Below are 24,931 nucleotides of genomic sequence, written 5' to 3'. Positions count from 1 at the left end.
TGTTCGATTGATTGTTTGTTCAAAAACTCTCATTCTTATAACAATATTTAAAATGAAAATCGCTTTGATTGTTGAGTCATGCCTTACTGGGGTTGGCAGTCATGTTTGCATAATTTGCAATAATCTAGCCAAAAATCATGAGGTTCATCTGCTTTATTCATCTGCAAGAGCGGATACCTCTTTTCAAAAAGAGTTATTGCATTTTAGTAATATCGGTGTACGACTTCAAGAAATTCAGATGTCACGCAACATCAACTTAGTGTCAGACTGGAAAACGATTCAGGTAATTTCAAAATATATTCGCGAAAATGGACCTTTTGATATTATTCACTGTCATAGTTCAAAAGCAGGAGTGACTGGACGGATCGCCTCAATATTGAATGGCATGAGCCACAGAACGCTCTATACTCCCAACGGTTTAGCAACATTATCAACTGAAGCAGTTGGATTTAAAGCATTACTAATATGGCTAGCTGAATTATTGCTAGGTTATTTAGCTTGTCAAAAAGTTATCGCTGTATCTCAGGACGAACAAGCTTATATGTTAAAAACTTTTAAATTCAATCCTAATAAAGTTAAGGTTATAGAAAATGGTATTTCTTTGCTTCGTCCTTCTCGCCCTCGTCAGGTAATTCGACAAGAGTTAGGTATTCCTGATGATGCTTTAGTTTTTGGCTTTACAGGTCGATTAACCTATCAAAAAAATCCCGAACTTTTGCTCAAAGCATTTCACAATCTCAATCATCCTCAAAGCTACCTTCTATTTGTTGGTACTGGAGAGTTACTAGATACCCTCAAACAAACAACTAATCCTCGTGTAATTTTTACAGGGGAGAGAACTGACGTTCCAAACTTACTTAATGTTTTTGATGTTTTTGTTTTACCAAGTCGCTATGAAGGACTCTCTCTCTCTGCTATGGAGGCGATGGCGGCTTCATTACCAATTATTTGTACTCGAACTTTTGGAGCTAGCGATTTAGTAATTGAAGGAGTCAATGGTTGTATTGTAGAATCAGAAAATCTACTTGAATTAGTGGATGTAATGAAAAAATTAGCTACATCTTTAATATTACGTCAATCTATGAGTCGAGCATCAAAACTTCGATTTGAGGAAATTTTTTCAGCAGATCGTATGATGCAGTCTTTAAATGAGTTATACACATCTCTTTCTACAATCCAGATCTAGGCGTATTAGGAGGAGAGTCAGCCGTTGCTCAATTCTCCGGTAAACCTACTCTCAGTGCTAATGATTTTGTCATTGCCTAAGTGAGTTCTAACTAGTCAGGCTTAAAGTTGGACTACAAACTAGGGGTGTGTGGATCGCTGCACGCCTCTAGTTTGTATTTTCTCATTCTACATACTTGAATTCACCGAATTTATTGATAAATCGTTTATCTAAAAGCAAAAATTTTCCGTATATTTGCTGCACTGAAAAATTAGTAGCTGACTTTAATATTAATTTATAACTTACATACATACACTACGATCGCCTATCTCAATCAGAAATAGAGGCTTAATTCGATCGCAAATCAAATTGTATTCTGACAAGCAATAACTATATTACTTCTTCTCGAGCTTTAAGCCAAAACAGAGTACATGAGATCGAACGCAGCAATCTCTATTTGCAAATATGTTTCCCAATTTTCAGTTTACCATTCATAGATTATGACATCTACTAGTGTTTTATCCGATCGGTACGATCGGGATTTACGCGCTCCACTATTTAGCCAACTCGGAAAGAGAATAGGTCAACGCTGGAGAAGACTGATTACATTATTGCTATTCGATATTTGTGCTTTACTGATATCCTGGCAAGTGACAGCAAGCTTTGGCGAACCTTTTTATTTACTTAATGACAATCAAAATAGTTTAGTCGCGATCGCCACAATTATTGCATTTCAAATTAGTCTATTAGCTTCACAAGAGCTATATCAAGCTGGGGACAAACGCCGAGATTATATTAATATTGCTAAAACTTTAACACTCGCTCATTTACTACTATTATCGATCGTCTTCTTTTTTCAACATCCAAAAACTATTTCACCTCAATCTTTCATTCTCTCTGGAGTTTTAAGTGTTACTTTGGTTTGCAGCTTTAGATATAGCATAGATATTGCCATTGACAATCTGCGAGAACAAGGCTTTCTTCGTTATCCTATATATTTAATCTCTAAGCTCGAAGATAAAAACTCAGCTATTAAGTTGTTAGACAGCGAACGAAGATATGATTTTGCTGGTTGGGCAGATATTACTACTATAAACGAACGAGATAGTATTCTACAAGATATTTACAGATCGAAAGTGTCCGATGTTTTGATCTATTCTTGGGAAGGTATTACTTCTCAACCTCTTTTCTATATTAAACTCAAAAATGCGGGAGTTAACATACATGTTTTACCTACAGCATTACAAGTTGTTGAGCAAAAGATTAAGTTGAGATTTCTAGGCAGTATTCCCACTTTTGAACTCAGCTCTTACTTAACTATAGGTGGCGATTTTTTAATCAAAAGATGCTTTGATTTCATTTTTGCGATCGCACTTATTTTGATATTAATTCCCGCTTATTCGTTGATAGCATTGCTAATCGCCATAGATTCATCTGGCTCTATTTTTTATAAGCAGAATCGTATGGGGTTGCACGGTAAAACTTTCCAAATCTGGAAATTTCGGACGATGACAACTGATGCAGACCGAGCGCAAAAAAGCATAGAGTTCGATCGTCAGTGGAAAGATGGTGTCTTGTTTCAAACAGAAAATGACCCACGTATTACTCGTGTAGGCAAATTTTTGAGGCGCTATAGTTTAGACGAACTACCACAACTATTTAATGTCGTGTGCGGTGAGATGAGCTTAGTTGGACCGCGACCAGTACCAAACTCAGATGTAGAGAAATTTGCCGATCGCCATTTTATTCGCTACCAAGTTTTACCCGGTATGACTGGTTTATGGCAAGTTAGTCGGTCTAATACTGATGATTATGAAATCGATAAAGTTGTCAGTTTAGATGTCAAGTATATGGAAAACTGGTCGCTGGGGTTGGATATCCAAATCCTACTCAAAACGATCGCGGTAGTACTGGGTCGCAAAGGTGCGTATTAGCATTATGGTACGGATATCACACGTAACGTTTCCAGTTTACCAATCCTAAAACATCGTCTCAAACTGCCCAGACAAAGGTGATTGTGCGATACCATCCAAAAAGTAGTCGGCATTACACCTGAATGTGAGTTATGGAACCAGATTTACTAACCGAGGTTATTCTGACGCATCCGCGTCAGTCCCTCGGCAAAGTTATGCTCGATTGGACTCCCCAACCGGGGAACTATTTAGATTTAGAAGGAAAAACCTACGCTGTTTTAGAACGTCGCCACCGCTATCAATTGAAAGCGGGGCGTTATCGTTTAAATAAGATTGCTCTTTACGTACAGTCAGCGGCGCGACCAGCAGAGAAAAGTTTTGTAGAGGGACGTTGGGTGATTGGCGATGCTAGCTGTCGCTTCAACGCCCATTCTGAGTTGATCCGTTGTGCGGTAAACCCAGAGGGACCGTGCGATCGCTGTCGCTATTATGAAACCCATATGTAGAAAGGCAAAATATTGCACCTCTACAAGAATACCTCTCCCACAGTTAAGCGGTTGCCGTTGACAAAATCCCAGCCTGACTGAGGGCGTTTTCCAGCTGGCTGGACTTCTCGTAATAATAGTAAACCCGCACCAGTTTGAATGACGGCTCCTATACCCTTAACCGTCTGGACAATTTCCCCAGGACGGCGATCGCTTGACAAATCGGAAAAGTTATGAGTTAGCTGTTGCAAATCTGGTGGTAGCTGCGACGTATAGGCAGCATCGAGAGGTACAGTAGCAAGTATTTTGAGAGCGCGATCGCGAAAGGTAGCCGTGCAATTGGGATAAAAACCTCTAATTTGATTGTGCAGCGCGATCGCAGTTTTTGACCAATCGAGGGCATAGTTCTCTTTTTTAATCAAAGGCGCGTAGGTGGCTTCGTCGTTATTTTGGGGAATGGGTGCGATCGCCTGACTTGCTAATTGCAACAGCGTTTCTATCAATAAATCTGCTCCTAACGTTGATAGTCTGGCTGCTAAGTCGTAGGCGTTGTCTAGGATGTGAATCGGCGTATATGCTTTCAGCAGCATTGCCCCTGTATCCATTCCCGCATCCATCAACATTGTCGTTATTCCGGTTTCCGTCTCGCCGTTATACAAACACCACTGTATGGGCGCAGCACCGCGATACTTGGGTAAAATCGAGCCATGCACGTTAATACAACCCAAGCGTGGCAGATCGAGAATCTGCTGAGAAAGAATTTGTCCGTAGGCAACAACCACAAAAAAATCTGCCCCAGACTGTTTTAGTAAATTCAGAGTTTCAGCATCCTTTTTCACCCTTGAAGGTTGCCACACAGGTAATTGTCGTGCTGTCGCAACAGTTTTTACGGGTGAGGGGGTTAATTCATTGCCTCGTCCTCGACGCTTATCTGGTTGAGTGACAACCGCCACAACGTCAAACTCTGGATGACTGAGTAGCTTTTCTAGAGTTGGAACGGCAAATTCGGGAGTACCGAAGAAGATGATTTTCATTCGGAAGTCAAGAGTAAAAGTAAATTATGTCGTGGTTTGCACGACATAATTTACAATTTATTTCATCGGCTTAGATAGCGACTTGCCATTTGCATTGCATCAGCTACATCCACATCCCCATCGCGATCGGCATCTAGAAAAGCGTTGAGGACGGGATTAGCGCCGCCTTGGGGGTTTTGAGTCTGAGTCCCAGATTGCAGCAAATTTAATACTATTGGCACGAGTACGGGTAGCATCTGCTGGATCGAACCCAAATTCATTCCTGTCATCTGGGCAATTTGTTGGATCAGTTGTTGCTGTTGGTTAGAAGAAAACAGAGTATTAACAGCTTGAGGGCTGGGTTCAGTGCCGCTATATTGATTAACGATCGCCTGTGCTTGTGCTTCGCCATTCACGGCGCGTTGCTGTTGTAAGGACGAGCGTACCTGACCGCCCACTAATGACAATACTGATTGTAGGGTAGAAGGGTCTGCACCAGTATTGTTGCTCAGCTGTTGAATCGTGTTGACAATAGCACCAATTTGACCTGCGCTACCAGCTTGGTTAGAGTTACCGACTGCACTAACGATTTGATCGAAGAGTCCCATTTACTCTAATCTCCATTTGACATCTCCATAATGTCTAATACCATGAATTGGTAATTGGTAATTGGTAATTGGTAATTGGTCATTGGTTATCTGTATTTTTACCACGACTCCCGACTCCCCAATCGCTGACAACTGATAACTGATAACTGATAACTAACAACGTACAATAGTTCTTTGTCTGAGTTGAATTGCAGAGGACTGGTAACTATGGCACGTTTAGCGCTGCTGAGTGTATCTGATAAAACAGGGCTGATCGATTTTGCCCGTAGTTTGGTAGAAGAATTTGGTTTTGAAATTGTGAGCAGCGGTGGAACGGCTCAAGCCATTAAAGCAGCAGGAATACCAGTAACTAAAGTTGCAGATTACACTGGTTCGCCAGAAATTCTCGGCGGGCGCGTCAAAACTCTTCACCCTCGGATTCATGGTGGCATTTTAGCACGGCGGGACGTACCGCAAGATGTGTCAGATCTGGAGGCTAATGATATTCGCCCTTTCGATTTAGTGGCAGTCAATCTCTATCCTTTCGAGCAAACGATCGCCAAGCCTGACGTAACTTTAGCAGAAGCAGTAGAACAAATCGATATTGGTGGACCCGCAATGATCCGGGCAGCGGCTAAAAATTTTGCCCATTTAACCGTGTTGTGCGAACCTGCGATGTACGCAACATGTTTGCAGGAATTACGCCAACAAGGGGAAGTCTCATTTGAATTTCGCGCTGCTTGCGCCCAAAAAGCATTCTGGCATACATCGAATTACGATCGCGCGATCGCTTCTTTTTTGGGGAGTCGGGAGTCGGTAGGGGCGCACAGCTGTGCGCCCGTACAGGGGAGTCGGGAAGAATTACCCCAAAATTTTACAATTTCAGGCAAGCAAGTTCAATCTTTGCGCTATGGGGAAAACCCGCATCAGCCTGCGGCGTGGTATCAGACGGAAACGACAGCAACGGGTTGGGCGGCTGCGACGAAACTCCAGGGAAAGGAATTGAGTTACAACAATTTAGTCGATCTAGAAGCAGCAAGGCGCATAATCACAGAATTTACTGATGTCCCCGCAGCGACAATTATTAAACATACAAATCCCTGCGGTACGGCGTTGGGAACTACAATTTCTGAAGCTTATGAAAAGGCTTTTAACGCAGATTCAGTTTCAGCTTTTGGGGGAATTGTTGCCTTAAATCGGGCAATTGATGCAGCTACAGCTACAGCGTTGACAAAAACATTTTTAGAATGCGTCGTTGCTCCAGAATGCGAACCAGAAGCACGGGAAATTCTGGCTAGTAAATCTAAAGTGAGAGTTTTGATATTACCAAATGTAGAGACGTTACATGAAACGTCTTTACATACAATAAAAGCGATCGCGGGTGGTTTCTTAATACAAGCATCTGACGATCTTGTTGCCGACACTAAACAGTGGCAAATGGTAACGGAAAAACAACCAACTCCAGAACAGTTAGAAGAATTGCTATTTGCTTGGAAGGTTTGCAAGCATGTCAAATCAAATGCCATCGTCGTGAGCCGCGATCGCGCTACCCTGGGTGTAGGTGCGGGACAAATGAATCGTGTCGGTTCGGTACAAATTGCTTTAGAACAAGCCGGAGAAAAAGCTCAAGGTGCAGTATTAGCTAGCGATGGGTTCTTTCCTTTTGATGATTCAGTCAAAACAGCCGCCGCTGCTGGCATAACTGCGATCGTTCAACCTGGTGGAAGTCTCAGAGATGCAGATTCAGTTAAGGCAGCAAATGAATTGGGAATTGTGATGGTGTTGACAGGTGTAAGGCATTTTTTGCATTAAGTCACTAACCATTCGGGAATACCCCGTATGGATTGCGTAAACACCGATCTTGCATCCCATGTCTGTATTTCTACAATGACGATAGAGGGAGGCATGAGCCAGAAATAGCTCTAATGGTTAGTAGATTTTAGCGGAGGGGACAGTAACGGATGCAACCCACTAATCCCAATCAATTTACCGAAAAAGCCTGGGAAGCGATCGCCCATACCCCAGATATTGCTAAAGCCGTTCCACAGCAGCAAATTGAAAGCGAACACTTAATGAAAGCGCTGCTGGAACAGGAAGGGCTGGCAAGTAGTATTTTTAATAAAGCTGGTGTTAATGTCACAAAATTACGCGAACGCACCGAGCAATTTATTCAACGTCAGCCCAAACTTTCTGGTAGCGTTAGCTCTGTTTATCTAGGACGCAGCCTCGACACCCTATTAGATAGAGCCGATACTTACCGTCAGGAATTTGCTGACGAATACATTTCGATCGAGCATTTGTTGTTAGCCTACGCTAAGGACGATCGCTTCGGTAGGAGTTTATTTCAAGAGTTTGGGTTAGACGAAAACAAACTAAAAAATACAATTAAGCAAGTGCGTGGAAATCAGAAAGTGACCGACCAAAACCCAGAAGGCAAATATGAAGCACTCGAAAAGTACGGACGCGACTTAACGGAAGCGGCTCGTCAAGGTAAGCTCGATCCTGTAATTGGACGAGACGATGAAATTCGCCGCACAGTCCAAATTTTGTCTCGCCGCACTAAAAATAACCCCGTACTAATTGGTGAACCTGGTGTTGGTAAAACTGCGATCGCAGAAGGCTTAGCACAGCGAATTGTCGCTGGTGACGTACCCCAGTCGCTCAAAGACCGCAAGTTAATCGCCTTAGATATGGGAGCATTAATTGCAGGGGCGAAGTTTCGGGGTGAGTTTGAAGAACGCTTGAAAGCGGTATTAAAAGAAGTTACCGAGTCTAAAGGTAATATCGTCCTATTTATCGACGAAATTCACACCGTTGTCGGTGCGGGTGCTACCCAAGGGGCAATGGATGCAGGAAACTTGCTCAAACCAATGCTGGCGCGGGGCGAACTGCGTTGTATTGGGGCGACAACTTTAGATGAATACCGCAAATATATTGAAAAAGATGCAGCGTTAGAACGGCGTTTTCAACAAGTCTATGTCGATCAACCCAGCGTCGAAGATACAATTTCGATTCTGCGCGGTTTGAAAGAAAGGTATGAAGTTCACCACGGGGTGAGAATTTCCGATAGTGCTGTGGTTGCAGCGGCTACTCTGTCAAATCGGTACATTAGCGATCGCTTTTTACCCGACAAAGCAATTGACTTGGTAGACGAAGCGGCGGCGCGGCTGAAAATGGAAATTACCTCGAAGCCGGAAGAATTAGACGAGATTGATCGCAAGATTTTGCAATTAGAAATGGAACGCTTATCTTTAGAAAAAGAAAGCGATCCGGCTTCGAGAGAAAGGTTAGGACGGTTAGAAAAAGAACTTGCCGATCTCAAGGAAGAACAAGCGGCGCTTAACGCTCAATGGCAGTCTGAAAAGGATGTTATTAATAAAATTCAGTCTGTTAAAGAAGAGATCGATCGCGTCAATGTCGAAATTCAGCAAGCAGAAAGAGATTACGATCTCAATAAAGCGGCAGAATTAAAATATGGCAAATTGACCGATCTGCATCGACAGTTAGAAGCTGCTGAAAGTCAGTTAACCCAAACGCAAACAACAGGTAAATCGCTGCTGCGGGAGGAAGTCACCGAAGCCGATATTGCTGAAGTTATTTCTAAGTGGACGGGTATTCCAATCAGTAAATTGGTAGAAACTGAGAAAGAAAAACTACTCAACTTAGAAGACGAACTGCACCATCGCGTTATCGGACAGAACGAAGCAGTTACGGCTGTGGCTGATGCGATTCAGCGATCGCGTGCTGGGTTAGCCGATCCGAATCGTCCAATTGCTAGTTTTATTTTCCTCGGTCCCACGGGTGTAGGCAAGACCGAACTCGCCAAGGCTTTAGCCGCATATCTCTTCGACACCGAAGAGGCGTTGGTACGGATCGATATGTCTGAGTACATGGAGAAACACGCCGTATCGCGTTTAATTGGCGCGCCTCCTGGTTACGTAGGTTATGACGAAGGGGGACAACTCACTGAAGCGATTCGCCGTCGTCCGTATTCTATAGTGCTATTTGACGAAATCGAAAAAGCACACCCAGATGTTTTCAACGTCATGCTGCAAATTTTGGATGACGGTAGGGTGACGGATGCTCAAGGTCATACGGTGGATTTCAAGAATACCATTGTGATTATGACCAGCAACATCGGTTCGCAATACATTTTAGATATTGCCGGGGATGACTCGCGTTATGAAGAAATGCGCAGTCGAGTGATGGAAGCAATGCGCAACAGTTTCCGTCCAGAATTTCTCAACCGAATTGACGAGATCATTATTTTCCACGCTCTACAAGTACAAGAATTGCGGCAGATTGTCAAGTTGCAAATTCAGCGACTGGAACAAAGACTGGGCGATCGCAAGATGTCGTTGCGTCTTTCTGATGCTGCTTTAGATTTCTTGGCAGAAGTAGGTTACGATCCCGTATTTGGTGCGCGTCCTTTAAAACGGGCAATTCAGCGGGAATTGGAAACGCAAATTGCTAAATCAATTCTGCGGAATGAATTCAATGATGGCGATACGATTTTTGTCGATGTGGAAAACGAACGTCTTGCTTTTAAGCGTTTGCCCGTGGAGATATTGACAACGCAATCTAATTAATTAATAGGTGGGCATTTGCCCACCTATTTTTTTACACTTGTCCTATAAGGTCGAGTTTTTTTCTGTACATCACTGCTCCCTACTCCCTACTCATGCGATCGCCATCAGGTGTGGCATAGTGAATTATGGCAAGAAAGCGAATCGGTAACTCGATCAGTTTTTCAGGACCATGAGGAATATCACCGCGAAAAGTCAATGCGTCACCAGGTTCTAGCAAGTAAGTTGATTGTCCGTGACGATATTCAAGCTTTCCTTCCAGCATATAAATGAATTCAACCCCAGGATGCTCGAAGGTGGGAAACACTTCGGAAGCGTCATCCATAGCGATCGCAAAAGGCTCAAATAGTTTTGTCGAACCGCGATCGTATGCCAGCAGGTGATAGGTATGTCCTCGCTTTGTACCGCGACGCACCACTTCCATCCCTTCACCGTTTTTCACATGCTGGGCGCTGCCTGTGGGTACGTCGTAATTGCGAAAGAAGGCTGACAGAGAAATGCCTAGAGCACGGGCAATTTTGGTCAATGTTTCCAAACTCGTAGCAGTTTGAGCGTTTTCAATCTTGGACAACATCCCCCGCGAAATTCCCGTCTGCTCCGAAATTTCGGCAATGGTGAGTCCGAGTTTTTGACGCATTTCTCGAATCGTACTGCCAATGTAGCGTTCGAGCGGATCGACGGCTGGTACTTGGGAACGCTCCAGTCCATTTGCTGTGGCATCTGTCATGCGCTTACCTCACAGTATTAGGAGCAGTATAGAGAAACGCTGACTACCATTTCACCCTGCATCGTTTTGAATCATAGCAGGAAACTTTGTTGACACTCAGAAATCTTTGATGCATGATATTCAGCAAAGCTTCCTGTCAGGAAACTTAAGATGCCTTTAAATCTGCTGAAATTTGCGCTGGCGAAGCAGCATCCAGAACCCGCAATGTTCCGCCATCGCGATCGCCTCAAATCGAGCTACGATGCTGTCATCATTGGTGCAGGCGGACACGGACTGGCAGCCGCTTATTATCTGGCGCGAGATTATGGCATGACCGATATTGCCGTGTTAGAAAAAGGTTATCTTGGCGGCGGAAATACGGGACGCAACACGACGATTATTCGCTCCAACTATCTCACCCCAGAAGGCGTAAAATTTTACGATGAATCGGTGCGACTCTGGCAAGATTTAGCGCAGGATTTCGACCTGAATTTGTTTTATTCCACGCGAGGACATTTCACGCTCGCTCATACTGACTCTGCGGTAAGAACGATGCGCTGGCGGGCGGAGGTTAACAAGCATTTTGGCATTGAGAGCGAATTAGTCGAGCCGGATGAAATTAAAAAAGCTTGTCCGCACATGGATTTGACGTGTGGTGGCAAGGCTCCAGTGATGGGTGCACTCTATCACGCACCCGGGAGCATTGCCCGTCACGATGCTGTGGCGTGGGGTTACGGTCGCGGCGCGGATCGGCGGGGAGTCGAGATTCACCAGCAAACCGAAGTTTTGGGTATTCAAGTTGAATCGGGCAAAGTGACGGGAGTACAAACCAGCAAAGGGACTATTTCTACACCACGGGTGCTGTGTGCAGTTGCCGGATTTACACCGCGCCTCTTGCAAATGGTAGGACTGCGATCGCCTCTTTACGTCCATCCACTGCAAGCAATGGTCAGCGAACCAATGAAACCTTGGCTCGATCCGATTATTGTTTCGGGTAGCCTGCACGTCTACGTTAGTCAAACCGCACGCGGGGAGTTAGTCATGGGAGCCTCTCTCGACCCTTATGAATTACATTCCACGCGATCGACCTTGGATTTTGTAGAGGGATTAGCAGCGCATATGCTGGAACTCTTTCCATTTCTCTCACACGTCAAGATCGTGCGGCAATGGGCAGGTATGGCAGATATGACACCTGACTTTGCGCCAATTATGGGTAAAACCGCGATCGCGGGGTTTTATCTCGATGCTGGTTGGGGGACTTGGGGCTTTAAGGCAACTCCGGTGTGTGGCAAAACGATGGCGTATACTGTGGCGAGCGATCGCACTCACGAATTAATTGCAAAATTCTCTCTCGATCGATTTAAAAATTATGCGTTGGTGGGTGAAAAGGGTGCAGCATCAGTGGGGCATTAACGATGAAAATGATGACCTGTCCGATTAACGGGACAAGACCGATTTCTGAGTTTATCTGTGGCGGAGAAGTTCGCTCCATGCCCGATCCGCAAACAGTTGACGACCAAACGTGGGCAGAGTACGTATTTAATCGCAATAGCGTACCTGGAGTTAAACAGGAATGGTGGTGTCATACGCCAAGTAATACCTGGTTTATTGCAGAGCGAAATACGCTGACTGATGAGGTCTTGCGTACCTACTTATATCTATTTATCCGGTGAGGAGGTTGCATGAGTAATCGCCTGCCACCCATCTCCGGTGAATGGATCGATCGCAGCCAGCGAATTGATTTCACCTTTGAAGGAAATCGCTTTTGGGGTTATGCCGGAGACACGATCGCTAGTGCGTTATGGGCTGCTGGACAACGAGTACTGGGACGCAGTTTCAAATACCACCGTCCGCGCGGAATTTTGAGTTTGGCGAGTCACGATGTTAATGCTTTGATGCAAAATGGGCAACAGCTCAGCATCCGAGCCGATGTCACGCCATTAGAGACGGGAATGTCTCTGTATGCGGTAAATACGAATGGTGGGGTGATGGGCGATCGCCACAGCATTTTAGATTTTTTCTCGCCATTCCTCCCAGTTGGATTTTACTACAAAGCCTTTCACAATAGACGACTGTTTCCCTTGTGGGAACGCACGATTCGCAATCTAAGCGGATTGGGCAAAGTCGATTTCTCTACACCGCATATTCGCACGGCAAAGCAGTATGATTTTTGCGACGTGCTAGTCATTGGCGCAGGTGTGGCAGGATTGTCAGCAGGGTTAGCCGCAGCCGATGCAGGGGCAAATGTAGTGATTGTGGATGAGAATGCCAGGGCAGGCGGTTCTAGCGAACGATCGCCGCAGACGCAAGAACTAGTGGAAGCAGTTAAAAATTGCGATCGCATCCGTCTTTACACCGAAACTGTAGCTGCTGCGTATTACGCGGATAACTGGATTCCATTGGTCGATCGAGAACGCCTGACTAAAATGCGGGCAGAAGCGATCGTTATGGCAAATGGAGCCTACGAACAGCCTGCGGTATTTCGCAATAACGATTTACCAGGGGTGATGTTAGCCTCGGCAGCACAACAATTGATTTATCGCTATGCCGTAAAACCAATGCAGCGAGCCGTAGTATTGACAGCAAATAGTGATGGTTATCAGGCTGCCTTAGATTTAGCAAAGCATGGCGTTGAGGTGAAGGCGATCGCGGATTTACGTCCGACTTACACGACTAACCCAACAACTCAAGCCTTACAAGCGCTCGGTATTCCCATTTTTACCAGTCATTGTATTTACGAAGCCAAGACGAATCCGGCAAGCGACGGCGTTTCGGGTGCGGTAATTTGTCCCCTCGATGTCAACGGCAAACCACAAAAAAAATTCAAACAAGCGATCGCCAGCGATGGGATTATTATGAGTGTCGGCTGGGCAGGCGCGGCAAATTTGCTCTACCAGGCAGGCACAAAAATGCGCTTCGATAACGGCTTGCAACAGTTTGTTCCCGGTCGCTTACCTACAGGCGTGTTTGCCTGCGGGCGGGTGAATGGCGTGTACGAGTGCGATCGCAAGCTACTCGATGGTCGTCGGGCGGGATTAGAGGCTGCTGCATTTCTGGGATTGACAGAACCAGTCGAAATCGCCGTCGCTTCTGGTTCAGAATCCCCCTCACATCCGTGGGCGATCGTGGAACATCCGGCGGGTAAGAATTTTGTCGATTTTGATGAAGATCTTCAGCTCAAAGATTTTCCCAATGCGATTCAGGAAGGATTTGACAATATTGAATTGCTAAAGCGATTTACCACCGTAGGCATGGGACCGAGCCAGGGTAAGCACTCTAACATGAATGCATTGCGAATTTTGGCACGCATTACGGGAAAATCTCCTGCTGAAGTGGGTACAACCACTGCTCGCCCGTTCTTTCATCCAGTTCCCCTATCGCACTTAGCCGGACGGGGCTTTACTCCAGAGGGCTATACTCCTTTGCATAGTCGTCATGCTGCCTTGGGTGCTGAGTTTATGCTGGCAGGGGCATGGCGACGACCTGAATACTACACTCAACCTGGAAAAAGCCGTGAAGATTGCATTCGGGCTGAAGTGAAAGCCGTGCGGACTCGCGTAGGTGCGATCGATGTTGGGACGTTAGGAAAATTAGAATTGCGCGGGGCGGATGCTGCCGAGTTTTTAGAGCGAGTTTACACTGGACGCTACAGCAATTTGAAATTGGGAATGTCGCGCTATGCACTGATGCTAGACGAGACAGGCATAATTATTGACGATGGTGTAATCGCGCGACTCGGAGCCGAGCATTTTTATTTCACGACGACGACTTCCGGTGCAACGGCGATTTATCGAGAACTATCGCGGCTGAATACAATGTGGGGGTTAGATTGCGGCTTAGTAAATTTAACTGGAGCGCGATCGGCAATTAACCTTGCTGGAGTTTATGCTCGCGATGTCTTGGCACAACTGACGGATTGCGATCTTTCCAGTGCTGCTTTTCCCTATCTAGCAGTACGAGAAGCATTGGTGGCGGGAATTGAAGCAATTTTAATCCGAGTTGGTTTTGTGGGCGAGTGGGGTTACGAAATTCACGTCGCGGCTGAGTCGGCTCCGGCTCTCTGGGATGCTCTTTTTGCCGCAGGTAAGGCTTACGAGATTGCTCCCTTTGGCGTGGAAGCACAGCGGCTATTACGGCTGGAAAAAGGACATTTGATTGTCGGTCAAGATACCGATGGTTTGACAACTCCGAGGGAGACTAGTTTAGGATGGGCGGTGAAAATGGATAAGCCATTTTTCATCGGTCAGCGCAGCCTGCAAGCCATTGCTAGACGACCGATCGCGCAAAAGTTAGTCGGTTTTACGCTCGACCCCAACTTTCAGGGAACTGCACCGCAAGAATGTCATTTGGTCATCGATCGCGGTGAAATTGCAGGTCGCGTTACCAGTATTGCTTTCAGTTCCACGCTTCAGCAGTATATCGGACTTGCCTACGTCAAACCAGAACTAGCAGCGATCGCCGATCGCATTTCGATTCGTCTATCGAATAGCTCGACCGTGACGGCAACAGTCAGCCCCACACCATTCTACGACCCTGAAAACCAACGCCAGCAGGAAACGGCACAACGTCAGGAGGCGATCGCATGAATACTCCCTTACGTCTGAGTCCAATTCACGATTCACTCCAGTCGCTTAACGGTGCGTGGCGCGACATTAACGGTATGCCCTCCTTAGTCACGCTACCAGGCGATCGCCAGTCTGTTTCTGTGTTAGGGATTGCCGATCTGTCATTTTTGACTCGCTTTGGTGTGAAAGGAGCGAATGCAGCCCAATGGTTAGCTGAGTGGGGACTGCCAATTCCCGATCGCCCGAATACTTGGTATCCCTTACCCGAAGGTGGGATTATTGCTCGGTTGGGACTGACAGAATTTCTAATCGAAGATAGCATCAACAGCGCGATCGCTCCCCAGTTAGCAACTGCCTGTAAGTCTCCTCCCGCGAAAGTTTACCCAGTTTTACGGCAAGATCTCGCTTTAGGACTAGTGGGCGATCGCGTCAACGAGCTTTTACGCCAAACCTGTAGCTTTAATTTTCAGGCATTATCGCTTGGCGATCGCCCGGTCGTTTTGACTAATGCAATTGGTGTCACAGTCACTGTTATTCCGCTTGACATCGAGAGAAAGTTATGCGTTCGCATCTGGTGCGATCGCACGTTTGACACGTATTTTTGGCAAACCCTGGTTCAAATTGCTACAGAGTTAGGAGGTGGCGCGATCGGTACAGAATCATTTTTGTGACAAAGCTACTCTATTCATGAAATTTGAACAGATCGAGTCAACCTGGAGCCAATCGGATGAATTTAGCAGCAGCCAAAACATTTCTCGAATCGCATCAAGTCAAGTTCGTGCTGGCGCAATTTGTCGATATTCACGGGGTTGCGAAAACGAAAGCCGTACCCGTGGCTCACTTTGAAGATATTTTGCATCCAGGAGCCGGATTCGCCGGATTTGCGGTGTGGGGATTGGGTATGGAGCCGCACAGTCCTGATTATATGGCAGTTGGCGATCTCTCAACTCTATCGCTCGTCCCCTGGATGCCTGGATTTGCGCGGATTGCTTGTGTCGGTCACGTTCAAGGCGAACCTTACCCCTACGATGCTCGTTATATCTTGATGCAGCAGATCGAGCGATTGCAGCAGCGAGGCTGGACGCTTAATACCGGAGTCGAGCCAGAATTTGCCTTACTCCGTAAAGACGAACGGGGGCAGATTCACCCGTTTGATGCTACCGATACCTTAGAGAAACCCTGCTATGACTTTCGCGGATTGTCGCGCAGTGCGGTTTTTTTAGAAAAACTCGTCACTCACCTGCAAGCGGCTGAGTTTGACATTTATCAAATCGACCACGAAGATGCTAACGGGCAGTTTGAGATTAACTATACCTACACCGACTGCCTCACGACTGCCGATCGCTACATCTTTTTCAAAATGGCAGCGTCAGAAATTGCTAAAGAACTGGGACTAATTTGCTCGTTCATGCCGAAACCGTTTGCCAATCGCACGGGTACGGGAATGCACATTCATATGTCCATAAGCGATGGCAGCTCGAATCTGTTTGCTGACGACAGCGACTCGCGCCATTTAGGACTCTCGAAACTGGCATATCATTTCCTGGGTGGTTTACTCGCTCATGCCGAAGCACTCACAGCCATCTGCGCCCCAACGATTAATTCCTATAAGCGGCTCGTCGTGGGGCGATCGCTCAGCGGTGCAACTTGGGCGCCAGCTTACATCACCTACGGCGACAACAACCGTTCCAGCATGGTACGAATTCCCAGCGGACGTTTAGAACTGCGCCTTGCCGATGGCTCCTGCAATCCTTATCTTGCTACTGCTGCCGCGATCGCCGCTGGATTAGATGGCATTGATAAAGAAATCGATCCTGGCGAACCCTATAACTTGAATTTGTACGATTTATCGGAGGTAGACCTTAAAGATAAGGGTATTCGCACTTTACCCCAGAGTTTACACGAAGCGATCGCCGCTCTGGAATCAGATGAAGTCATCAAAGGTGCGTTGGGGGTGCTAGCAGATGAATTTATTAACTTGAAACGAATGGAATGGGTGGAATATATGCGTCATGTTTCGCAGTGGGAAGTGGAACGTTATTTGGAGTTTTTTTAGTAAATAAATTAGGTGCAATCGTGTGTGGAATTGTCGGACTACTAATTAAAAAACCAGAATGGCGAGAATTGCTCGGCGAACTCATAGTTCCCATGCTGATTGGCATGAGCGATCGCGGACCCGATTCTGCCGGACTTGCTATATTTACTGCTACCCTGCCAGAGCCGCATCGCAAATACAGCCTCTATTCCAAAGATAAATTCGATTGGGATTTGAGGCGATCGTTTCAAGCTGTTTTCGGGACTACACCTGAGATTCAGATCGATGGCAATCGGGCAGTGCTAATTTCGGATCGAGAACCCGATCGCGTCAAGCAATGGCTCAAAGCAAAACATCCAAACCTGCACCTGTTATCAACAGGTCGGACGATCGATCTCTACAAAGACACGGGAAAACCAGCGATGGTAGCCGATCGCTATAGTTTCTCAACGCTGAAAGGTTCCCACGCGATCGCCCATACCCGAATGGCAACAGAATCGGCGGTGACTCCCGATCGCGCACACCCGTTTACGGCAGGTGAAGATTTTTGCTTAGTACATAACGGTTCCCTTTCCAATCCTTATTCGATTCGTCGTCGCTTAGAACCGCTTGGGATTCACTTTGAAACCGACAACGACACGGAAGCTGCTTGTCGCTTTTTGGAATGGCGGATGCGGGAAGGAGACGATCTAGAGACTGCAATCAAACAGGGTTTTGAGGAGTTAGACGGCTTTTACACGTTTCTGATGGGAACGGCAGACAAACTTGCTTTAGTGCGAGATGCCTTTGCTTGTAAACCAGCAGTTGTGGCGGAAACTGATAATTACGTAGCGATCGCTTCTGAATTTCGCTCTCTAGCTCACCTACCCGATGTGAAAAACGCTCACCTATATGAACCCGCACCGGAAGAGTTATACGTATGGACGGTGTAACTATGGAAAAGGTGACATTCGACCTCGCCCAAACTCCACTACGCGCAGTCAATCACTACCTGCATCACAACCTGACTCAAACTGGGGGACAAGCGATCGAGATTCTCAACCCCGATGGAGCGCATAATATTGCGGTGGGATTGAATGCTCCAGTTGAGGTGAAAATTCTCGGTCATGCAGGCTACTATGCGGCAAGCATGAACCAGCTAGCCAACGTGACGATCGCCGGGAATGTGGGAACGGGTGTTGCTGAAAACATGATGTCCGGTCGGGTGCATGTCAAAGGCTTTGCCTCGGTTTCTGCTGGAGCCTCCGCCCACGGGGGGTTATTAGTTATTGATGGTGATGCCAGCCTGCGTTGCGGCATTTCGCTCAAAGGAGCAGATATTGTTGTCGGTGGCAGTGTGGGCAGCTTTGCCGCATTCATGGCACAAGCTGGACGGATTGTAGTTTGTGGGAATGCAGGGGAAGCACTGGGAGATTCGCTTTACGAAGCCGTAATTTACGTCCGAGGCGAGATTAAATCGCTCGGTGCTGATGCTCAACTCGAACCCATGTCTGAAGCCGATTATGTGACGGTAGCCGAGCTATTGGCAAAAGCTAGTTTTTCATACAATCCCCAAGATTTCCAACGGGTTGCTTCCGCCAAGCAACTCTATCACTGGAATGAAGAAAGGGAGTAGGGAGTAGGGAGCAGGGGGAAAGGGAGTAGGGAGCAGGGGGGAGACAAGGAAGACAAGGGAGAAAAAACTACCAATTACCCATTACCAATTACCCATTACCAATTACCACCCATCGTTAAATTAGAGTCTTAATCATGAATTTGCCGTCTCAATCGCATCAATCTATCTCTCGCGAAGAATCCTGGGGTTACGATCGCCGCATCCTCAACTACATTCAAAACGCAGCGGCACACGGTCTGTACGAAATTCGCGGTTTGGGCGCAAAACGTCGGTTGCCGCATTTTGACGATCTGGTGTTTCTGGGTGCGTCCATGTCCCGTTATCCGTTGGAAGGCTATCGGGAAAAATGCACTACCAAGACAATTCTCGGCACTCGCTACGCCAAGAAACCGCTCGAATTGGAGATTCCCATCACGATCGCGGGAATGAGTTTTGGCTCGCTATCGGCTAATGTCAAGGAAGCCCTGGGACGTGCGGCAACCGCAGTCGGAACTTCTACCACGACTGGGGATGGTGGCATGACACCGGAGGAACGGCTGTCTTCAAAAACCTTAATTTATCAATGTCTGCCTTCTCGCTACGGCTTCAACCCTGACGACGTGCGCAAAGCAGATGCGATCGAAATTGTTGTGGGTCAGGGAGCAAAACCAGGTGGTGGCGGGATGTTACTCGGACAGAAGATTAATCCCAGAGTTGCCCAAATGCGGACTTTACCAGAGGGAGTCGATCAGCGCTCTGCCTGTCGTCATCCCGATTGGACGGGTCCCGACGATTTAACCATCAAAATTCAGCAATTACGCGAATTGACCGATTGGGAAAAACCGATTTTTGTTAAAGTGGGTGCGTCACGAACTTTTAACGATGTCAAGCTGGCGGTTCATGCCGGAGCGGATGTCGTGGTTGTTGATGGAATGCAAGGGGGGACTGCGGCGACGCAAACCGTGTTTATCGAACACGTTGGCATTCCCACCCTAGCAGCAGTGCGGCAGGCGGTAGATGCCCTGGAAGATATGAATATGAAAGGTGAAGTACAACTGATCGTTTCAGGTGGCATTCGCACGGGAGCCGATGTTGCCAAAGCGATCGCGATGGGTGCAGATGCGGTTTCAATCGGTCAAGCAATTTTAATGGCGTTAGGCTGCAATAGCGAGACTTACGTGCAAAATGAGACGCATCATTCGGCAATCGAAGACTATACGGCGATCGGCACAGCACCAGGTTACTGCCACCACTGCCATACCGGAAAGTGTCCCGTGGGAGTGACAACCCAAGACGAAATTTTGGAGAAACGCTTGGAACCAGAAGTTGGCGCTCGTCGAGTCAAAAACTATCTGCAAACTCTGAATATGGAACTAACCACGATCGCCCGTGCTTGCGGTAAGCAAAACGTGCATCACTTAGAACGGGAGGATCTAGTCGCGTTGACGATCGAAGCTGCTGCTATGGCACGTCTTCCCCTGGCAGGAACAGACTGGATTCCTGGCGTTCAACCTATGTAGTCTCCGGCTTAAAGCCCTTAATGTCCAGCCACGATCGCAGGCATCAACACGGTATCAATAGCGTGGATTGTGCCGTTGTCAGTCACGATATCAGTTTTGAGAATGCTGGCATTATTGACTTTAATTGTACCGTTAGCTGACTCAATTGCTAAAACCGACCCTTCAACTGTCTCTACTTCGTCAATTTGCCCCAAATCATCAGATCTCACGTCGCCAAAAGCAACATGATAAGTCACGATTTTTTTCAGTTTAGGCAGATCTTGCAGCAGCGAATCTAAAGTTCCCTCTGGTAGTTTGGCGAAGGCTTCGTCAGTTGGAGCAAAAATTGTAAAAATGCCGGGACTCCTAAGAGTTTCTCTCAGTTCGAGAGCATCAATAGCTTTTACTAAAGTTTTGAAGTTTCCCGCGTTGGCAGCAGTTTCTAAAAGATCGCTCATGAGGTAATGCAATTTGATTCATGTAGTACAAGATACTTATAAATTGATTGGGTAGCATGTAGCTTCTATCAAGAGAGAGGTTCATAGGAATGAGCTATTTCGTTCGCTCTTTTATGGCACGGAGATGAAGTTATACTGCACGGCTTCTACAAGCTAGAAGGCTATGCTAATGTGAGTTTTGGAGAATGCCGAAACATGTTCTTCATTGCTAAAATTAAATAATTTGTTGGAATAAGAGCATTACTTCAGTCTGCCATACTGTGTTTAGAAAAGTTTGGTTATTTCTGATTCTATTCGTAGTTGGGACGATCGCCTTTACGGGTTGTATGACTGCTAGACAGCTAGAACCTGGAGTTGTCACCATCACTCTTAGCGGTTGGAGTAATCTCAATGAAAAACAACTGCTGCAAAAGGTTTTGAGAGATTTTGAAGCCAAACATCCACGCATCAAGGTGAAATATGATGCGATCGCTGATGAATATATGGATGTGATGAAAACTAGGCTGATTGGCGAAACAGCCGCGGATGTATTCTATTTAGAAGCTTTTGCTGCTCCAGAAATTATGCGTCCGGGGGTATTAGAACCATTAGATGGCTATATTTCTAAAAAGTTCAATTTAGCAGATTTTTATCCTCAATTTCTTCAGGCATTCCAAAAAGAGCAATTAATCTATGGTTTACCTAAAGATTATTCTACTCTTGCCCTATTTTATAATAAAAAAGCTTTTCAATCTGTAGGTTTAACTCAGCCACCTCAAACTTGGGAGCAATTGCGAGAATATGCCAAGAAATTAACAGTGGATCGCGATCGCGATGGGAGAGTCGATCGATATGGTTTTGCTTTAGTTCCAGAACTTGCCCGCCAAGTTTTTATTATCGAAGCCTTTGGAGGAAAGTTGATCGACTCGAGTGGAGAAGTTGCCTTTGCCAATCCAGAGAGTTTAAAAGGTTTACAATTACTAGTAGATTTATATCGCTTAGAGAAATCGGCGGCTCAGCCTTCTGATGTTGGCACGAGTTCATCTGGTGAAATGTTCGGTCAAGAAAGAGTGGCAATGGCGATCGATGGTCCTTGGTTAATTCCCTATTTAAAAGAAACTTTTCCTCAGCTTGAATATGCCACTGCTGAAGTTCCAACTATTAACCAGAAAAAAGGCACAATGGCTTATACAGTTGCCTATGTGATGAATCAAAAATCGAAACATAAAGCAGCAGCCTGGGAATTAATCTCTTACTTAACCGGACAAGAGGGAATGCAAGCCTGGACGAGCCAAGGTTCTGTATTTCCTACCCGTAAATCTGTAACCGATGCCCTACAAGCCGATCGCAATCCTCTTTATTCACCTTTTATTGCTGGAGCTGAATATGCTACTATTTGGCAATTAAATGAAGACTTACCAATTATTCTCAATAATTTTAACAATCAATTTATCAGCGCTATAATCGGTCAGCAAAGTTTAGCGTCGGCAATGAACAAAGCGCAGAAAACTGCCAATAAAGAAATAGCTTTATCAAAGTAAACATAGAAATGAGAGTGATTGGCGATCGCATTTTTAAAAATAAACCTCAGCCGAGAAATACCTCGGTAGGGTATCTTTTCATGGCTCCCACAATTATTATTCTAGGATTATTTATACTTTTACCTATTCTGATTGCTTTAGTTCTGGCTTTTTATAAGATTCAGATTTTAGGAGAATTTACCTACAGATTTCATGGCTTCAAAAACTTTACTCGCCTCATCAATGACGATCGCGTGTGGATTGCCCTCAGAAATACGGTTGAATATGTGGCGATCGTCGTCCCAATTCAAACTATAATTGCTCTCGGCTTGGCTTTAATTCTAAATGCTAACCTCAAAGGTAAAAATTGGTTTAGAGTCATTTTTTTTATGCCGACAGTAACTTCCTCGGCAGTATTAACGATAATATTTTTGTGGATGTATAATTCAAATGGTTTAATAAATAGCGTTCTGGCTTTTTTAGGTTTACCAACTTATAACTGGATTGGCGATCCAAATGTTGCTTTAAAAGCAATTACAATCATGAATATTTGGTCAACAGCACCTTTATTTATGGTGATTTATCTAGCTGCTTTACAAGATATTCCTGAAAGTCTTTACGAAGCAGCAGCAATTGATGGCGCAAGTTGGTGGGATAAATTATTTTATATTACTCTACCAAGTTTAAGATCCGTCACATTTTTTGTTGTTGTGATGGGGATTGTTGGTACATTCCAATTATTCGATCAGTCATATATTTTCTCTCGCGGTACGGGTGGTCCAGATAACTCGACTTTGACAGTCGTGCTGCTCATTTATCAATATGCTTTTAAGAGCTTAGATCTGGGTTACGCCGCAGCAATTGCTTTAATTTTGGCTTTGGCGATCGCCATTACTACACTAATGCAACGTTATTTTTTTTCCGAAAAGGCGAATTAATCCAAACGTTATAATACAAATATTCGCTCGATCGCACCAGACAGCCAAACGCTACATCGCTGTAAGGAGAGAAAGTTATGAAATTAGCAGGATTACTGACAGCAATGCTGGCGATCGCATCGCTGGCGATCGCCCAACCCGCACGTTCGGAGGAAGAACCGATTTTCGATCTTTCCGAAACTCAGTTGCGGTTACAAGGAGAATCGGGGGCTGAGTTAGAAGCAAGGAACGAGCGGCAAAGAGCAGAATTTAATACGGATATTACCAGATCGCTGTACGAAATCGAGCAAACAAAAACTTTTGCCCAACCAATTCAAGCAGAATTTCAAAGGAGAGTTTTCGACCTCGAACATCGTCCTTTTACCCCCGATCCAGCTAGAGATCTACCAAGTAACTTCAGGTTATGAGAGGTCAGCAATTTCGATTTTTGATGCCTAATCTAAGCAACTACACGATCGTCTTTAATGCTTCTTTAACACTAGGATATTGATAGTTGAAACCCAATGCTTGAGTGCGTTTGGGTAAAACCTGCTGCCCTTCTAAAACCACGATCGCCCCTTCTCCTAACAATGCCTCGATCGCAAAGTTGGGGACGGGCAACCAGGAGGGACGCTGCATCACTTCTCCCATTACTTGGGCTAACTCTGACATCCGTACTGGATTTGGTGCTGTTGCATTAAACACTCCTTCCATTTCTGGTTTTGTCAATGCTTCGATAATTAAGTTTACCAAGTCATCGCGATGAATCCATGAAAACCACTGGCGACCGCTACCAATGGGACCACCAGCAAAAAGTTTGAAGGGAGTAATCATTTTGGCGATCGCACCTCCCATTCCCAAGACAATTCCAAAGCGCAAAATTACCAATCGCGTTCCCAATTCCTTCACTTTCTGCGCCTCTGCTTCCCACTCTCGACAGACTTGGGCGAGAAAATCGCTACCAGCAGGACTAGATTCGTCAAATGTCGCAGTTTCACTCGTCCCGTAGTAGCCTATTGCCGAGGTATTGACTAACACGCTGGGTTTGGGATTTGCTTTGCCGATCGCCTCGACAACTTTTTGCGTCCCTAGCTTGCGGCTATTGAGAATTTCTTGTTTGCGTTGGGGTGTCCAGCGTCCTTCACCAATTGGTTCTCCGGTTAAGTTGACTACCCCATCACAACCCGCGATCGCATCTTGCCATGCACCCGATTCTGTCGGCGTATAGGCAATAATTTCTACATTTGAAAAAGCAGATTTAGGAAATACTTTTTCTGCTTTATTGACGTTGCGACTAAAAACGACAACTTGATGACCGTCCGATTTGAGTCGTTCGACCAGACGACTACCAACAAATCCAGTGGCTCCAGTAATTGCTACTTTCATAAATCTAGGGAGTGTGATTACGTTCTTAGTAAGGGCGCATAGCTATGCGCCTTTATTCTATTTATTTGATTCGCTGAAAGCCATACCGTTAGCTTCAGCGTAGCGATTCATAAACCGCATAAATCTCTCCCAGTGGTCTTCTTGCTCGATCGCAAACGTACAATCTAGGCGTTGAAATTCATCTCCATCCATGCCACCAAAAATGAATTTTGTCGAGTCAGGCGTGACTTGAATTTCACCTTCTTCATCGACTAAACGCACGAAGTTATTGAATTTTTTGGTAAAACTATTGAATCTTTCCAAAGATTTGAGTTGCTCAAAGCGCAGTAAAACCGAACGAACTCCCGAACGGCGATCGCGGCGCAAGCTAACGTTACTCAGTTCTTCGGGAATCCCTTCAAAAAAATAAATTGCAGCTACAGAAGTCATTAGACAGTGACCAGTGACCAGTGACCAGTGACCAGAACAATTTGCATTTGGTCAACATATATTAATTATCTATCTAAAGTGAATGCTTGAAACA

The 24,931-nt window shown here is 45.6% G+C and carries 22 protein-coding genes; 16 read left to right on the top strand and 6 right to left on the bottom strand.

From position 1 onward, the window contains the following. Positions 1-52 precede the first annotated feature (52 nt). From H6G17_RS09840 to H6G17_RS09830, 3 genes are all read left to right on the top strand, one after another. On the top strand, positions 53-1,186 hold the full coding sequence (locus H6G17_RS09840) for a glycosyltransferase family 4 protein (protein ID WP_192156628.1): 1,134 nt from the start codon (positions 53-55) through the stop codon (positions 1,184-1,186). 479 nt (positions 1,187-1,665) lie between these two features. Continuing rightward, positions 1,666-3,099, top strand: a complete 1,434-nt coding sequence (locus tag H6G17_RS09835) for a sugar transferase (RefSeq protein ID WP_192156626.1) — start codon at positions 1,666-1,668, stop codon at positions 3,097-3,099. A 131-nt stretch (positions 3,100-3,230) separates the two neighbouring features. Continuing rightward, entirely contained in the window at positions 3,231-3,584 is a 354-nt protein-coding gene (locus tag H6G17_RS09830; protein ID WP_015156599.1) for a DUF6464 family protein, read from the top strand. Positions 3,585-3,604: 20 nt separating this feature from the next. On the opposite strand, the gene fmt is transcribed toward H6G17_RS09830, so the two are convergent. Both fmt and H6G17_RS09820 read right to left on the bottom strand, forming a co-directional pair. Beyond that, on the bottom strand, positions 3,605-4,597 hold the full coding sequence (gene fmt / locus H6G17_RS09825; RefSeq protein ID WP_192156623.1) for a methionyl-tRNA formyltransferase: 993 nt from the start codon (positions 4,595-4,597) through the stop codon (positions 3,605-3,607). A gap of 62 nt (positions 4,598-4,659) precedes the next feature. Then, positions 4,660-5,184, bottom strand: a complete 525-nt coding sequence (locus H6G17_RS09820; RefSeq protein ID WP_192156621.1) for a DUF937 domain-containing protein — start codon at positions 5,182-5,184, stop codon at positions 4,660-4,662. A gap of 207 nt (positions 5,185-5,391) precedes the next feature. On the opposite strand from H6G17_RS09820, the gene purH reads away from it, so the two are divergent. Both purH and clpB read left to right on the top strand, forming a co-directional pair. Next, complete coding sequence (gene purH / locus H6G17_RS09815) at positions 5,392-6,975, top strand: bifunctional phosphoribosylaminoimidazolecarboxamide formyltransferase/IMP cyclohydrolase (protein WP_192156619.1); 1,584 nt, start codon at positions 5,392-5,394, stop codon at positions 6,973-6,975. A 149-nt stretch (positions 6,976-7,124) separates the two neighbouring features. After that, positions 7,125-9,752 carry an ATP-dependent chaperone ClpB gene (gene clpB / locus H6G17_RS09810; protein ID WP_192156617.1) on the top strand — a complete coding sequence of 876 codons (2,628 nt, stop codon included), beginning with the start codon at positions 7,125-7,127 and terminating at the stop codon, positions 9,750-9,752. 79 nt (positions 9,753-9,831) lie between these two features. Here the strand turns inward: clpB and H6G17_RS09805 are convergent, their stop codons facing one another. Continuing rightward, positions 9,832-10,476 carry an XRE family transcriptional regulator gene (locus H6G17_RS09805; RefSeq protein WP_192156615.1) on the bottom strand — a complete coding sequence of 215 codons (645 nt, stop codon included), beginning with the start codon at positions 10,474-10,476 and terminating at the stop codon, positions 9,832-9,834. Between the two features lie 150 nt (positions 10,477-10,626). Between H6G17_RS09805 and H6G17_RS09800 the strand changes: the two genes are divergently transcribed. From H6G17_RS09800 to H6G17_RS09765, 8 genes are all read left to right on the top strand, one after another. Then, positions 10,627-11,868 (top strand): FAD-dependent oxidoreductase, encoded by a 1,242-nt coding sequence (locus H6G17_RS09800; protein ID WP_192156613.1) that lies wholly within the window; start codon positions 10,627-10,629, stop codon positions 11,866-11,868. Positions 11,869-11,870: 2 nt separating this feature from the next. Then, positions 11,871-12,128: a sarcosine oxidase subunit delta gene (locus H6G17_RS09795; RefSeq protein WP_192156611.1), complete on the top strand. Its 258-nt coding sequence runs from the start codon at positions 11,871-11,873 to the stop codon at positions 12,126-12,128. Positions 12,129-12,137: 9 nt separating this feature from the next. Then, a complete protein-coding gene (locus tag H6G17_RS09790; RefSeq protein WP_192156609.1) occupies positions 12,138-15,041 on the top strand; it encodes an FAD-dependent oxidoreductase in 2,904 nt (967 codons plus the stop codon). Then, the gene (locus H6G17_RS09785; protein ID WP_192156607.1) at positions 15,038-15,691 is read left to right on the top strand and encodes a methylglutamate dehydrogenase; all 654 of its coding nucleotides are present in this window, start codon (positions 15,038-15,040) and stop codon (positions 15,689-15,691) included. Before H6G17_RS09790 ends, H6G17_RS09785 begins: the two co-directional genes overlap by 4 nt. 56 nt (positions 15,692-15,747) lie before the next feature. After that, positions 15,748-17,076, top strand: a complete 1,329-nt coding sequence (gene glnT / locus H6G17_RS09780) for a type III glutamate--ammonia ligase (RefSeq protein ID WP_192156605.1) — start codon at positions 15,748-15,750, stop codon at positions 17,074-17,076. Positions 17,077-17,096: 20 nt separating this feature from the next. Then, positions 17,097-17,987: a class II glutamine amidotransferase gene (locus tag H6G17_RS09775; RefSeq protein WP_192156603.1), complete on the top strand. Its 891-nt coding sequence runs from the start codon at positions 17,097-17,099 to the stop codon at positions 17,985-17,987. A 2-nt stretch (positions 17,988-17,989) separates the two neighbouring features. Next, positions 17,990-18,670, top strand: coding sequence for a protein glxC (locus H6G17_RS09770; RefSeq protein WP_192156601.1), 681 nt, complete (start codon positions 17,990-17,992; stop codon positions 18,668-18,670). Positions 18,671-18,804: 134 nt separating this feature from the next. After that, a complete protein-coding gene (locus H6G17_RS09765) occupies positions 18,805-20,169 on the top strand; it encodes an FMN-binding glutamate synthase family protein (protein ID WP_192156599.1) in 1,365 nt (454 codons plus the stop codon). A 17-nt stretch (positions 20,170-20,186) separates the two neighbouring features. On the opposite strand, the gene H6G17_RS09760 is transcribed toward H6G17_RS09765, so the two are convergent. Then, the gene (locus H6G17_RS09760; protein WP_192156597.1) at positions 20,187-20,606 is read right to left on the bottom strand and encodes a fasciclin domain-containing protein; all 420 of its coding nucleotides are present in this window, start codon (positions 20,604-20,606) and stop codon (positions 20,187-20,189) included. A 260-nt stretch (positions 20,607-20,866) separates the two neighbouring features. Here H6G17_RS09760 and H6G17_RS09755 point away from each other — a divergent pair, with 260 nt between their 5' ends. The 3 genes from H6G17_RS09755 to H6G17_RS09745 all read left to right on the top strand — a co-directional run bounded on the left by H6G17_RS09755 (position 20,867) and on the right by H6G17_RS09745 (position 23,450). Continuing rightward, complete coding sequence (locus H6G17_RS09755) at positions 20,867-22,126, top strand: extracellular solute-binding protein (protein WP_192156595.1); 1,260 nt, start codon at positions 20,867-20,869, stop codon at positions 22,124-22,126. 8 nt (positions 22,127-22,134) lie between these two features. Further along, positions 22,135-23,043, top strand: a complete 909-nt coding sequence (locus tag H6G17_RS09750) for a sugar ABC transporter permease (RefSeq protein WP_192156593.1) — start codon at positions 22,135-22,137, stop codon at positions 23,041-23,043. Between the two features lie 77 nt (positions 23,044-23,120). Next, a complete protein-coding gene (locus tag H6G17_RS09745) occupies positions 23,121-23,450 on the top strand; it encodes a hypothetical protein (RefSeq protein WP_192156591.1) in 330 nt (109 codons plus the stop codon). A gap of 40 nt (positions 23,451-23,490) precedes the next feature. Here the strand turns inward: H6G17_RS09745 and H6G17_RS09740 are convergent, their stop codons facing one another. Together H6G17_RS09740 and psb28 are read right to left on the bottom strand one after the other, a co-directional pair. Continuing rightward, positions 23,491-24,408 carry a TIGR01777 family oxidoreductase gene (locus H6G17_RS09740; RefSeq protein ID WP_192156589.1) on the bottom strand — a complete coding sequence of 306 codons (918 nt, stop codon included), beginning with the start codon at positions 24,406-24,408 and terminating at the stop codon, positions 23,491-23,493. A gap of 57 nt (positions 24,409-24,465) precedes the next feature. Next, complete coding sequence (gene psb28 / locus H6G17_RS09735; protein WP_015156580.1) at positions 24,466-24,837, bottom strand: photosystem II reaction center protein Psb28; 372 nt, start codon at positions 24,835-24,837, stop codon at positions 24,466-24,468. Positions 24,838-24,931 lie beyond the last annotated feature (94 nt).

The sequence above is a fragment of the Chroococcidiopsis sp. [FACHB-1243] genome (assembly GCF_014696895.1).
In the GTDB taxonomy this organism is placed as follows: Bacteria; Cyanobacteriota; Cyanobacteriia; order Cyanobacteriales; family Chroococcidiopsidaceae; genus Chroococcidiopsis.
Note: the sequence above shows the minus strand (reverse complement) of the source record. Positions and strands in the feature narration are given on the sequence as shown.

Coding starts and splice junctions, on each gene's coding strand:
- H6G17_RS09840 (WP_192156628.1), top strand. CDS start 53: ATGAAAATCGCTTTGATTGTTGAGTCATGCCTTACTGGGGTTGGCAGT.
- H6G17_RS09835 (WP_192156626.1), top strand. CDS start 1,666: ATGACATCTACTAGTGTTTTATCCGATCGGTACGATCGGGATTTACGC.
- H6G17_RS09830 (WP_015156599.1), top strand. CDS start 3,231: ATGGAACCAGATTTACTAACCGAGGTTATTCTGACGCATCCGCGTCAG.
- fmt (WP_192156623.1), bottom strand. CDS start 4,597: ATGAAAATCATCTTCTTCGGTACTCCCGAATTTGCCGTTCCAACTCTA.
- H6G17_RS09820 (WP_192156621.1), bottom strand. CDS start 5,184: ATGGGACTCTTCGATCAAATCGTTAGTGCAGTCGGTAACTCTAACCAA.
- purH (WP_192156619.1), top strand. CDS start 5,392: ATGGCACGTTTAGCGCTGCTGAGTGTATCTGATAAAACAGGGCTGATC.
- clpB (WP_192156617.1), top strand. CDS start 7,125: ATGCAACCCACTAATCCCAATCAATTTACCGAAAAAGCCTGGGAAGCG.
- H6G17_RS09805 (WP_192156615.1), bottom strand. CDS start 10,476: ATGACAGATGCCACAGCAAATGGACTGGAGCGTTCCCAAGTACCAGCC.
- H6G17_RS09800 (WP_192156613.1), top strand. CDS start 10,627: ATGCCTTTAAATCTGCTGAAATTTGCGCTGGCGAAGCAGCATCCAGAA.
- H6G17_RS09795 (WP_192156611.1), top strand. CDS start 11,871: ATGAAAATGATGACCTGTCCGATTAACGGGACAAGACCGATTTCTGAG.
- H6G17_RS09790 (WP_192156609.1), top strand. CDS start 12,138: ATGAGTAATCGCCTGCCACCCATCTCCGGTGAATGGATCGATCGCAGC.
- H6G17_RS09785 (WP_192156607.1), top strand. CDS start 15,038: ATGAATACTCCCTTACGTCTGAGTCCAATTCACGATTCACTCCAGTCG.
- glnT (WP_192156605.1), top strand. CDS start 15,748: ATGAATTTAGCAGCAGCCAAAACATTTCTCGAATCGCATCAAGTCAAG.
- H6G17_RS09770 (WP_192156601.1), top strand. CDS start 17,990: ATGGAAAAGGTGACATTCGACCTCGCCCAAACTCCACTACGCGCAGTC.
- H6G17_RS09765 (WP_192156599.1), top strand. CDS start 18,805: ATGAATTTGCCGTCTCAATCGCATCAATCTATCTCTCGCGAAGAATCC.
- H6G17_RS09760 (WP_192156597.1), bottom strand. CDS start 20,606: ATGAGCGATCTTTTAGAAACTGCTGCCAACGCGGGAAACTTCAAAACT.
- H6G17_RS09750 (WP_192156593.1), top strand. CDS start 22,135: ATGAGAGTGATTGGCGATCGCATTTTTAAAAATAAACCTCAGCCGAGA.
- H6G17_RS09745 (WP_192156591.1), top strand. CDS start 23,121: ATGAAATTAGCAGGATTACTGACAGCAATGCTGGCGATCGCATCGCTG.
- H6G17_RS09740 (WP_192156589.1), bottom strand. CDS start 24,408: ATGAAAGTAGCAATTACTGGAGCCACTGGATTTGTTGGTAGTCGTCTG.
- psb28 (WP_015156580.1), bottom strand. CDS start 24,837: ATGACTTCTGTAGCTGCAATTTATTTTTTTGAAGGGATTCCCGAAGAA.